Annotated in this window: 12 protein-coding genes; 6 read left to right on the top strand and 6 right to left on the bottom strand. The window is 64.7% G+C overall.

From position 1 onward, the window contains the following. Nucleotides 1-110: 110 nt before the first annotated feature. The 5 genes from PQR08_RS24250 to PQR08_RS24230 all read left to right on the top strand — a co-directional run bounded on the left by PQR08_RS24250 (nucleotide 111) and on the right by PQR08_RS24230 (nucleotide 4,976). Complete coding sequence (locus tag PQR08_RS24250) at nucleotides 111-1,109, top strand: thiamine pyrophosphate-dependent dehydrogenase E1 component subunit alpha (protein ID WP_035507112.1); 999 nt, start codon at nucleotides 111-113, stop codon at nucleotides 1,107-1,109. Nucleotides 1,110-1,127: 18 nt separating this feature from the next. Then, on the top strand, nucleotides 1,128-2,144 hold the full coding sequence (locus PQR08_RS24245) for an alpha-ketoacid dehydrogenase subunit beta (RefSeq protein ID WP_035507110.1): 1,017 nt from the start codon (nucleotides 1,128-1,130) through the stop codon (nucleotides 2,142-2,144). Continuing rightward, nucleotides 2,144-3,268 (top strand): acetoin dehydrogenase dihydrolipoyllysine-residue acetyltransferase subunit, encoded by a 1,125-nt coding sequence (locus PQR08_RS24240; protein WP_250485715.1) that lies wholly within the window; start codon nucleotides 2,144-2,146, stop codon nucleotides 3,266-3,268. The genes PQR08_RS24245 and PQR08_RS24240 overlap by 1 nt, the downstream gene beginning before the upstream one ends. Before the next feature lie 115 nt (nucleotides 3,269-3,383). Continuing rightward, a complete protein-coding gene (locus PQR08_RS24235) occupies nucleotides 3,384-4,127 on the top strand; it encodes a lipoyl protein ligase domain-containing protein (RefSeq protein ID WP_250485714.1) in 744 nt (247 codons plus the stop codon). An 18-nt stretch (nucleotides 4,128-4,145) separates the two neighbouring features. Next, entirely contained in the window at nucleotides 4,146-4,976 is an 831-nt protein-coding gene (locus PQR08_RS24230) for a hypothetical protein (protein ID WP_222946393.1), read from the top strand. Between the two features lie 8 nt (nucleotides 4,977-4,984). Here PQR08_RS24230 and PQR08_RS24225 read toward each other — a convergent pair whose 3' ends face one another. From PQR08_RS24225 to PQR08_RS24215, 3 genes are all read right to left on the bottom strand, one after another. Further along, entirely contained in the window at nucleotides 4,985-5,503 is a 519-nt protein-coding gene (locus tag PQR08_RS24225) for a YMGG-like glycine zipper-containing protein (protein WP_250485713.1), read from the bottom strand. 50 nt (nucleotides 5,504-5,553) lie between these two features. After that, a complete protein-coding gene (locus PQR08_RS24220) occupies nucleotides 5,554-5,904 on the bottom strand; it encodes a hypothetical protein (protein ID WP_187603778.1) in 351 nt (116 codons plus the stop codon). A 173-nt stretch (nucleotides 5,905-6,077) separates the two neighbouring features. Beyond that, on the bottom strand, nucleotides 6,078-6,881 hold the full coding sequence (locus PQR08_RS24215; RefSeq protein ID WP_187603779.1) for a DeoR/GlpR family DNA-binding transcription regulator: 804 nt from the start codon (nucleotides 6,879-6,881) through the stop codon (nucleotides 6,078-6,080). A 31-nt stretch (nucleotides 6,882-6,912) separates the two neighbouring features. On the opposite strand from PQR08_RS24215, the gene PQR08_RS24210 reads away from it, so the two are divergent. After that, a complete protein-coding gene (locus tag PQR08_RS24210; RefSeq protein ID WP_250485712.1) occupies nucleotides 6,913-7,500 on the top strand; it encodes an NUDIX domain-containing protein in 588 nt (195 codons plus the stop codon). Here the strand turns inward: PQR08_RS24210 and modC are convergent. The 3 genes from modC to modA are packed head-to-tail and all read right to left on the bottom strand — an operon-like array spanning nucleotide 7,489 to nucleotide 10,071. Next, nucleotides 7,489-8,634 carry a molybdenum ABC transporter ATP-binding protein gene (gene modC, locus PQR08_RS24205; protein ID WP_250485711.1) on the bottom strand — a complete coding sequence of 382 codons (1,146 nt, stop codon included), beginning with the start codon at nucleotides 8,632-8,634 and terminating at the stop codon, nucleotides 7,489-7,491. The two genes, PQR08_RS24210 and modC, sit on opposite strands and share 12 nt — an antisense overlap. After that, nucleotides 8,627-9,307 (bottom strand): molybdate ABC transporter permease subunit, encoded by a 681-nt coding sequence (modB, locus tag PQR08_RS24200; RefSeq protein WP_250485710.1) that lies wholly within the window; start codon nucleotides 9,305-9,307, stop codon nucleotides 8,627-8,629. Before modB ends, modC begins: the two co-directional genes overlap by 8 nt. 8 nt (nucleotides 9,308-9,315) lie before the next feature. After that, nucleotides 9,316-10,071: a molybdate ABC transporter substrate-binding protein gene (gene modA / locus PQR08_RS24195; protein WP_051627101.1), complete on the bottom strand. Its 756-nt coding sequence runs from the start codon at nucleotides 10,069-10,071 to the stop codon at nucleotides 9,316-9,318. Nucleotides 10,072-10,314: the final 243 nt, after the last annotated feature.

The following is a 10,314-nucleotide window of genomic DNA, read 5'->3' as shown; positions in this document are numbered from 1 at the left end:
TCACGTAACACGCCTTGGCCCCTCGCGCCGCGCCCGGCCGCCGCCCCCCCCCCCCCACGTCCGGGCTGATGCGTCAGCTCGAGCTTCGTTAATCCACCAAGGAGACAGACATGACAGCGTCGCAACAGCATGCGGGCGGCTTGCCGCTCTCGAAGGAAGAACTGCTGGGCGCGTATCGCAAGATGCGCACGATTCGCGATTTCGAGGAGCGTCTGCACGTCGATTTCGGACGCGGCGACATTCCCGGTTTCGTGCACCTGTACGCGGGCGAGGAAGCGGCGGGCGTCGGCATCATGAGTCATCTGACCGATGGCGACCGCATCGCGAGCACGCACCGCGGACACGGGCACTGCATCGCGAAGGGCGTCGATCCGGTCGCGATGATGAAGGAGATTTACGGCAAGAAGGGCGGTTCGTGCAACGGCAAGGGCGGGTCGATGCATATCGCCGATCTGTCGAAAGGAATGATGGGCGCGAACGGCATCCTCGGCGCGGGCGCGCCCCTGATTTGCGGCGCGGCGCTCGCGGCGAAGTTTCGCGGCAAGGGCGAAGTGGGCATCACCTTCGCGGGCGATGGCGCGTCGAACCAGGGCACGTTCCTCGAAAGCCTGAACCTCGCGGCCGTGTGGAATCTGCCGGTGATCTTCGTGATCGAGAACAACGGCTATGCGGAATCGACGGCGCGCGATTACGGCACGGCGGTCGATAGTTACGTCGATCGCGCGGCGGGCTTCGGCATTCCGGGCGTGACCGTCGACGGCACCGATTTCTTCGCGGTTCACGAGGCGGCGGGCGAAGTGATCAAGCGTGCGCGCGAAGGCGGCGGCCCGGCGCTGCTCGAATGCAAGATGATCCGCTTCTACGGCCACTTCGAAGGCGATGCGCAGACTTATCGCGCGCCCGGCGAACTCGACGATATCCGCTCGAACAAGGATTGCCTGAAGAAGTTCGCGGCCGCCGTCACGCAAGCCGATGTGATTTCCCCCGCGGAACTCGACGCGATCGACAAGGAAGTCGCCGCGCTGATCGACCGCGCGGTGCAGGAAGCGAAGGACGCGCCTTTGCCGACTGCCGCCGATCTGCTCACCGATGTCTACGTCAAATACTAAATCGAGGAGATAACCACCATGGCCCGCAAACTGAGCATGAAGATGGCGATCAACGAAGCCATCGATCAGGAAATGACGCGCGATCCGAGCGTGATCGTGCTGGGTGAGGACATCGTCGGCGGCGCAGGCGCGGACGGCGAGAAAGACGCGTGGGGCGGCGTGCTCGGCGTGACGAAGGGACTTTACGCGAAGCACGGCGACCGATTGCTCGACACGCCGCTCTCGGAATCCGCGTATGTCGGCGCGGCGATCGGCGCGGCGGCGTGCGGCATGCGCCCGGTCGCGGAGCTGATGTTCATCGACTTCATGGGCGTGTGCTTCGACCAGATCTTCAATCAGGCCGCCAAGTTCCGCTACATGTTCGGCGGCAAGGCGGAGACGCCTGTCGTGATCCGCGCGATGGTCGGCGCGGGCTTTCGCGCGGCGGCTCAGCACAGTCAGATGCTGACTTCCCTGTTCACGCATATTCCGGGTCTGAAAGTCGTCTGCCCGAGCACGCCTTACGACACCAAGGGCTTGTTGATCCAGGCGATCCGCGACAACGATCCCGTCATCTTCTGCGAGCACAAGAATCTCTACGGCTTCGAAGGCGAAGTGCCCGAGAACTCGTACGCGATTCCGTTCGGCGAGGCGAACGTCGTGCGCGACGGCAAGGATGTGTCGATCGTCACGTATGGACTGATGGTGCATCGCGCGCTCGAAGCGGCATCGACGCTCGCGAAGGAGGGCATCGAAGCGGAAGTCGTCGATTTGCGCACGCTGTCGCCCCTCGATCTCGACACGGTGCTCGAAACCGTCGAGAACACGGGGCGGCTCGTCGTCGTCGATGAAGCGAATCCGCGCTGCAATATCGCCACCGATATTTCCGCCCAGGTCGCGCAACAGGCGTTCGGCGCGCTGAAATCCGGCATCCAGATGGTCTGCGCGCCGCATACGCCGGTGCCGTTCTCGCCGACGCTCGAAGATCTGTACATTCCGAGCGCCGCGCAGATCGCCGACGCCGCACGAAAAACCATGAAGGGAGGAAAGCACTGATGTCCGCAATCATACCGATCGTGATGCCCAAGTGGGGCTTGTCGATGAAGGAAGGCACGGTCAACGAGTGGCTCGTGGAGGAGGGCACGGAGATCACCGTCGGCATGCCGATACTCGATGTCGAAACCGACAAGATCGCCAATGCCGTCGAAGCGCCCGACGCCGGCTTGCTGCGGCGCAAGGTGGCGGCGGCGGGCGATACGTTGCCGGTGAAGGCGCTGCTCGGCGTGCTCGCGGCTTCCGAAGTGAGCGACGCCGATATCGACGCGTATGTCGCCTCGTACGTAACGCCCGCCGAGGATGAAGAAGAGGGCGAGGAAGCGGCGGCGTATCACTTCGTCGATGTCGATGGCATCCGCGTGCGCTACGCATCGCGCGGCGGCGACGATGCGAACCGTCCGGCCGTGCTGTTCATCCACGGCTTCGGCGGCGATCTCGACAACTGGCTCTTCAATCTCGACGCGCTCGCGGAGAAGAATCGCGTGTTCGCGCTGGATTTGCCGGGCCACGGACAATCGACGCCGAAAGTGCCGGGAACGACGCTGGCGGACCTCGCGGGCTTCGTCGGCAAGTTCATGGACGCGGTGTCGATCGACCGCGCGCATCTCGTCGGGCACTCGATGGGCGGCGGCATCGCGGCGCAGATGGCCGTCGATCAGCCGGCGCGCGTGCAATCGGTGTCGCTGATTTCGCCCGCCGGTTTCGGCGATGAAGTGAACAACGCGTACACCGAAGGCTTCGTGACAGCGGAATCGCGGCGCGAACTGAAGCCGGTCGTCGAACTGCTGTTCGCGAATCCCGATCTGGTGAGCCGTCAGATGCTCGACGATCTGCTGAAGTACAAACGGCTCGATGGCGTCAGCGACGCGCTGACATCGCTCAACGGCGGACTGTTCGCGGGCGGCAGGCAGAGCGCGCAGCCGGGCAGCAAGCTGGCCGCGACGGGCAAGCCGGTGCTCGTGATCTGGGGCGAAAAGGACCAGATCATTCCCGCCGCGCATGCGAAGCACGCACCGGAAGGCGCGACCGTGCGCGTGTTCGACGACGCCGGCCACATGAGCCAGATGGAGAAGGCGAACGAAGTCAATGCGATGCTGAAGGAGCACGTGGCAAGGGCAGGCTGACCGAGCCGCGCGCGCCCCGCCGGAGAAGGCCGCCGACGGGGCGCGCTCGTTTGTCGCGGTTATTCGCTACCATGCTTGGATGGCGTCGCCCGCGACGCGCCCGGACATCGATGCCATGCCCTTCCAACTGATCGATCCCGCTTCCCTTTCCGGCAATCCGCTCGACGCCGAGGAAGCGCTGCTCTCACGCGCGGCCGCCGGCGAGGCCGTCGCGCACGTCTGGGAAGCACCTGTTTCGCTGGTCGTGCCGCGCAGCTATCAGCGTTACGCGGCGCTCGCCGATGCGCGCGAGGCGTTCGCGCAGCGCGGCTGTCCCGTGTGGCTGCGTCTGTCGGGCGGCGGCCTCGTGCCGCAAGGCCCGGGCATTCTCAATCTGAGCCTCGCGTATCCGGTGCGCGCGCCGATGGGCACGCTCTCCGAAACCGTCTACGTGCATCTGTGCCGGATTCTCGCGGATGCGCTCAACTCGCTCGGCGTGCTGACGCACTGGCAGGCCGTCGAAGGCTCTTTCTGCGACGGCCGCTTCAATCTCGCGTGGGGCCCCGGCGACGACGCGCGCAAGGTCGCGGGCACGGCGCAGTACTGGCGGCGCGTGCCGCACGGCGACAAGGATCAGCCGCTTTACGCGGTGCTCGCGCATGCCGTTCTGCTCGTCGATGCCGATCCGATCGAAATCAACGAGCGCGCCAACGCGTTCGAAGCCATGATCGAAAGCGGGCGGCGCTACGAGGAAATGCGCATCGTGACCGTCGCACAGGCGCTCGCCTACGAATGTTTTTCGATGCCCGCCGACTTGCGCGAGCGCGTGCGCACGGCGTTGATCGACCGCGTGAAGGAAGCGCCGCTGCCGGAACAATAAAAACGCATCGAGGTGGCCATGCCGCTCAGAAGTGCTTCGAACGGGTTCTTCTTCGCGCTGTGGGTGGCCGTGTGCGCGGCCGCGCCCGAATTTCTGTGGCAAGGTCTCTTTTCCGTCTTCGGCCATTTTTCGCTGACCGATGCTGCCGCCGCGCTGCTGATCGGCGCGATTCTCGCGTTCTTCGTCGAACCGGTGCTGGAGCGCGTGCGCGGTCTCGGCGATGCGCCCGAGCACGCGGAGAAATCGCCCGCGTTCGCCGCGTGCGAGGCGTTGAGCTTCGCGATCGTCGCCGTCTGCGTGCATGAAGCGATCACCGTGTATGTCGCGGCGAGCCATTCGAACGAGCACGCGGGCGAAAACCTCGCGAAAGCCGTCGCGCAGGCGCTGCAATGGGCGCTCATACCGTTTTTCATCACGCTCGCGTGGATGGCGGCGCGCGCGCCGTCGTGGATCGCGTGGTCCGTGGCGGCGCTCGCGGTGATCGTCAGCTTCGTCGCGGGCGTGATATTCGGATGGAGCGCGCACGTGCTCGTGACGAGCGTGATTCCGGCGACCGGCGTGCTGATCGCGGGATGCATCATCGTGCGGGAGCAGTGGGATGCGTCGACGTTCAGGCGCTGCGCCCGCGCGACCGGAGTGATCGCGCTCGCCTGGCTCGTGCTGACGGGCGCGCTGCAACTCGTGCTATGGCTCGCGCACGTAGAGGCTTTTCGCGTTTATGAACGATCGGAATTCTGGAGCGACTTGCGGTTTTACATCGGCTGGGTGACGGGCCTGCTCGTCGCACCGGCGTTCGTACCCGGCGCGCCGCTGAACGCCGTCGACGACGACCGGCGCGTGCGGCGCTGACAAATCTGTTAGTACGTTCCGGGCGGCGGCTGCCAGCCCGGCGGCGGAGGCGGCGGCGGTGGCGTGGTGCTGTAAGCGCCGGAAGGCTGGACGGTGCGCGTCGCGCCGCGCACGGGCACCTTGTCGCCAGCGGCGTACATGCATTGCAGATACGCGTAATCGTAGCGTTGCTGGACGTTGTAACCCGATGCCTGCGATGCGCCGACGCCGAACGCGCTGCCGGTCAGCAAGCCCGCTCCCGCGCCGATGGCCGCGCCCGAGCCGCCGCCGAACGCCGCGCCCGCCGCCGCGCCGAGCGCAGTGCCGACGACCGCGCTGCCGACCGCGCTATTGGTTGCCGCCTGATTGGCATCGACGCCGCCGACCTGATTGAGCGCGAACTGGCGGCATGAGGAATCGTCCGCGCGGAACTGGTCGAACGTCTTGGTGCTGCCGGGCAGCGCCATCACGCTCGGGCCGGTAGGCATCACGGTACAGGCCGAAAGGCCGATTGCCGCAAGGAGCAGGGCAAGCCTTGAGTAGTTCATGGAGTCTTGCGAATTCGCTTCGTTGTCTGTTTCGGGGCGCAGAAAAGGCATCAGTTCGACGGCGGCGGCGTAGCCGGAACCGGACGCCACGCGTCGGAACATTGCTTCACGTACGGGTAGTAGGCCTTCGCGGAGTCGCAGTAGTACCACATGCCGGCTTGCTGGGCGGGCGCGCCCGGATCGGCGGCGGCCTGGCCCTGCTCGACATACTGAACCGGCGCGGACGGCTGGACGACCACGGGCGGCGGCGGATAGTAGTAGTACGGCACGGGTGCGACGGGGTACGGGTAATACACGGGTCCGCCGACCCACACGCCGACGCGCGCCCATGCGTACGCGTTGGCGGTCACGCCCGCGCTCGCGATCAGCGATAGCGCGATAAAAGCCTTCAGGCGATTCACGACCTTCTCCAGAAAAATTGTTTGCGGTGTCGATGCCTATAACGGAAAACCGACCTCCGCTGTTGACTGGACATGGCGCATCTTTCAACGCTATTCCACTTGCCGGAGAAATTCAATTACACGAGCGGTCCGGTATTTTTCGGCGCGTTACCCGGTAAGAAATTGTCGAGCGTTCAGGCGCGCAGCACGGTAATTCCGGCCTGTTCTATCGGCTCGGTCAGCTTCGTGTCGGCTGCTTCCTCGACGATGATCGTCTGCGCGAGTTCGATCCCGCCGATCTTGTAAGCCGACGCCGCATTGAGCTTCGCCGCCGACGCGAGCACGACGGTTTCCGCCGCCCGCGCCGCGAGCGCGCGCTTGATGTGCGCTTCCTCGAAATCGCCGGTGGTGAGTCCGGCCGTCGGATGCACGCCGGTCACGCCCATGAAATAGATATCGGCATGGATGTGCGACATGGCTTCGACGGCGGCCGCGCCCACGGTGACGATCGAATGCTTGTAGAGCTTGCCGCCGATCAGCACGACTTCCACCGATGCGTGTTCCGCCAGCGCAACCGCGACGCTCGGGCTATGCGTGACGATCGTCGCGCGCAGATTCTCCGGCAGTTGACGCACGAGCAGCGCGGAGGTCGTGCCGCCATCGACGATCACGATCTGTCCCGGTGCGATCATTTCCGCCGCTTTCCTCGCGATGCGCCGTTTCGCATCCGATTCCATTTCCTCGCGCCGCGCGAACGGCGCGACCGCAGGCGAAGCGGGCAGTGCGCCGCCATGCACGCGCTGCAGCAGTCCTTCGGCGGCGAGTTCGCGCAGGTCGCGCCGCACGGTGTCCTCGGAAACGCCGAAACGCGCGCTCAATTCCGTGGCGAGCACTTGGCCGTCGCGCTTCAGGGCGTCGAGGATCGCTTTCTTGCGTTGGCTGGTCAACATGAGATTGCACGAATTATCTTGATGTTGCACGAAATTGCACGTTACCATGAGTCCAACGAGTTGTCGAACAGGTGATCCGATGGAAACGAAAGAGCGCGTGCGCATCCTCAAAACCGAAGTGCTGTCTGACGACTGGTACGTCCTCAGGAAAGTGACCTTCGATTTTCAGCGTCGCGACGGCGCATGGCAGCGCCAAAGCCGCGAAACCTATGATCGCGGCAACGGCGCGACCATCCTGCTGCGCGACCGCAAGACCGGCAACGTGCTGCTGACGCGTCAGTTCCGCATGCCCGCGTTCGTCAACGGACACGACGGCATGCTGATCGAAGCGCCCGGCGGCCTGCTCGACGACGCAACGCCGGAAGAGCGCATCCGCGTCGAAGTGGAAGAGGAAACGGGCTACCGGGTGCATCACGTCGAAAAGATCTTCGAGGCGTTCATGAGTCCCGGATCGGTGACGGAGAAGCTCTACTTCTATATCGGCGACTACGACGGCTCGATGCGCGTATCGGCGGGCGGCGGCGTCGAGGAAGAGGGCGAGGAGATCGAGACGATCGAGGTGCCGCTGCAGACGGCCATGCAGATGATCGAGCGCGGCGAAATCATGGACGGCAAGACGATCATGCTCCTGCAGTACGCCGCGCTGAAGGCGCGCTCAGGCGAGTAGCGACACCGCCTTGACCTGCGCCCACAAGCGCATGCCTTCGACGATCGCGAGCCGGTCCATCGAATAGCGCGTGACGCGCGCGAGCAGCGGCGAGCCGTCGACATCGAGACGCACCACGGCTTGCGACGGATTGGCGTCGTTCGCAATGCCGACGACTGTCGCGGGCAGCATGTTGAGCACGCTGCTGCGTTCATGTTCGTGCGTGCCCGTGATGAGACTGACGTCGCGCGCCTTCACGGCCACGCGCATCGTCTTGCCTTCTGCGACGGGCGCATGCACGACGGCGAGCTTCGCGCGCGAACCCGGCAAAGCGAGCGTGAGCAGGCCGTACGCGCTGTCGTATCCATCGACGATGCCTTCGAACACGACCGATGCATCGTCGGCGACGGCGAGCGGCAGGTCGAGGCGTGCGAGCGTATCGGCGATCGGGCCGCTCGCGAGCGCGCGGCCGCCTTCGAGCAGCACGAGATGATCCGCGAGGCGCGCGACTTCTTCCGGCGCGTGGCTCACGTAGAGCACGGGGATATCCAGCTCATCGTGCAGGCGTTCCAGATACGGAAGGATTTCGAGCTTGCGCTTCTGATCGAGCGACGCGAGCGGTTCGTCGAGCAAGAGCAGCCGCGGGCTCGTCAGGAGCGCCCGCGCGATGCCCACGCGCTGCCGCTCGCCGCCCGACAAACCGGCGGGCATGCGCTCCAGCAAATGCCCGATGCCGAGCAGTTCCGCCGCCTGCGACAGATCCACGCGCCGCTCCGCCGCCTGAACGCGATCGAGCCCGAAGCGCAGGTTCTTCTTCACGCTCAGATGCGGAAAGAGGCTTGCTTCCTGAAACACATAGCCGAGCGGCCGCTTGTGCGTCGGCAGAAAGATGTTGCGATCGGTATCGAGCCACACTTCGCCATTGACGACGAGCCGCCCGACGCGCGGCCGCGCGAGCCCCGCGAGGCATCGCAGGAGCGTGGTCTTGCCGGAACCGGAGTGGCCGAAGATCGCGGTGACGCCGCGCCCGGGCAGCGTAAGATCGAGATCGAAGGTGAAGCCCTTGTGCTCGACGAGAAAGCGCGCCGCGATGGCTTCGTCGGAACGGGTGTGCGCGCGGCCGAGCGTCAGACGGGAGGAAGTGAGTTCAGACATGAGCCGCAACGGAACGTCGGCTGGAATAGAGCATGAGAAGAACGACGAACGAGAATACCACCATGCCGCCGGCGAGCCAGTGCGCCTGGGCGTATTCGAGCGCCTCGACGTGATCGAAGATCTGCACGGACACGACGCGCGTGCGCCCCGGAATATTGCCACCGATCATCAGTACGACGCCGAATTCGCCGACGGTATGCGCGAAGCCGAGAATCGTCGCCGTGACGATGCCCGGCCGCGCGAGCGGCAGCGCCACCGCGAAGAACGTGTCCCACGGACCGGCGCGCAGCGTCGCGGCGGCTTCGAGCGGACGGCGGCCGATTGCTTCGAACGCGTTCTGCAACGGCTGCACGACGAAGGGCAACGAATAGATCACCGAGCCGACCACGAGCCCGGTGAACGTGAACGGCAACAGGCCGATGCCGAGCGCCTGCGTCAGCTTGCCGACATAGCCGTTCGGTCCCATCAGCACGAGCAGATAGAAGCCGATGACGGTCGGCGGCAGCACGAGCGGCAACGCCACCACCGCGCCGACGATGCCTTTCACCTTCGAGTGCGTATGCGTGAGCCACCACGCGATCGGCGTGCCGACGAGGAGCAGAAGCACCGTCGTCAGCGACGCCAGTTCGAGCGTCAGCGTGATGGCCTGGAGATCGGCGCTATCGAGCGGCATCGGCGGAATTACAGTTGATAGCCGTAGGACTTGATCACCGCGGCGGCTTTCGGCCCCTTCAGATAATCGATGAACTGCTTCGCGACCGGATTGTCCTTGCCCTTGTTCAGGATCACGGCGTCCTGCTTGATCGGCTCGTGCAGATCGGACGGGACGATCCACGCCGAGCCGCTCGTGATCTTGCCGTCCTTGTAGATCTGCGACAGCGCGACGAAGCCGAGTTCCGCATTGCCCGTCGCGACGAACTGCTGCGTCTGCGAGATGTTCTGACCTTCGACGACCTTCGGCTTGATCTCGGCGGTCAGTCCGAGCTTGTCGAGCGTCTGATAGCCGGCGAGACCGTAAGGCGCGGCCTTCGGATTGGCGATCGCGATATGCCTGAAGTCGTTCTTCTTCAGCACTTCGCCCTTGTCGTCGACGTAACCGTCCTTCGCGGACCACAGCGCGAGCGCGCCCGTCGCATAGGTGAAGCGGCTGCCGGGTACCGTCGCGCCTTCGCTGTCGAGCTTGGCGGGCGTGGAATCGTCGGCGGCGAGGAACACTTCGAACGGTGCGCCGTTCTTGATTTGCGCGTAGAACTGACCCGTCGCGCCGAAGGATGCGACGACCTTGTTGCCCGTATCCTTCTCGAAGTCCGCGGCGATTGCCTGCACGGGCGCCGTGAAGTTGGCGGCGACCGCGACCTGCACTTCGCCCGCAAGCGCCGGCGTGGCAGCGATGCCCGCGGTGACACCGACAGCTAACGGAACGAAGGCGGAAAGCAAAGCGCGCAAAATACGAGTCTTCACGTAAAGCTCCTTGAATCGAGTTGAAATTCTGTTTATGGATCGACCTTGGACGGCACGTTGCAGGCCGCGAGCGTGTGGCCGTGCGGTTCGGCGAGCACCGTAATATATACGACTATATTACGTCGGCGCATGCTGGCTTTATGACATGTTGGGTATGAGTCTCGTCGGATGATTGTCGCATCACCGAATTGTGAGTGAAGCTCAAAGAATTGAGTTGAC

It is taken from the genome of Caballeronia jiangsuensis (assembly GCF_046030135.1).
GTDB lineage: Bacteria > Pseudomonadota > Gammaproteobacteria > Burkholderiales > Burkholderiaceae > Caballeronia > Caballeronia jiangsuensis.
This window is presented reverse-complemented; position numbering and strand designations above follow the sequence as displayed.

What these genes read in the sequence shown, in the direction of transcription:
- PQR08_RS24215 (WP_187603779.1), bottom strand. Translation starts at nt 6,881, where the DNA reads ATGGTAACGTGCAATTTCGTGCAACATCAAGATAATTCGTGCAATCTC.
- PQR08_RS24210 (WP_250485712.1), top strand. Translation starts at nt 6,913, where the DNA reads ATGGAAACGAAAGAGCGCGTGCGCATCCTCAAAACCGAAGTGCTGTCT.
- PQR08_RS24245 (WP_035507110.1), top strand. Translation starts at nt 1,128, where the DNA reads ATGGCCCGCAAACTGAGCATGAAGATGGCGATCAACGAAGCCATCGAT.
- PQR08_RS24225 (WP_250485713.1), bottom strand. Translation starts at nt 5,503, where the DNA reads ATGAACTACTCAAGGCTTGCCCTGCTCCTTGCGGCAATCGGCCTTTCG.
- PQR08_RS24235 (WP_250485714.1), top strand. Translation starts at nt 3,384, where the DNA reads ATGCCCTTCCAACTGATCGATCCCGCTTCCCTTTCCGGCAATCCGCTC.
- PQR08_RS24230 (WP_222946393.1), top strand. Translation starts at nt 4,146, where the DNA reads ATGCCGCTCAGAAGTGCTTCGAACGGGTTCTTCTTCGCGCTGTGGGTG.
- PQR08_RS24250 (WP_035507112.1), top strand. Translation starts at nt 111, where the DNA reads ATGACAGCGTCGCAACAGCATGCGGGCGGCTTGCCGCTCTCGAAGGAA.
- PQR08_RS24240 (WP_250485715.1), top strand. Translation starts at nt 2,144, where the DNA reads ATGTCCGCAATCATACCGATCGTGATGCCCAAGTGGGGCTTGTCGATG.
- modC (WP_250485711.1), bottom strand. Translation starts at nt 8,634, where the DNA reads ATGTCTGAACTCACTTCCTCCCGTCTGACGCTCGGCCGCGCGCACACC.
- modB (WP_250485710.1), bottom strand. Translation starts at nt 9,307, where the DNA reads ATGCCGCTCGATAGCGCCGATCTCCAGGCCATCACGCTGACGCTCGAA.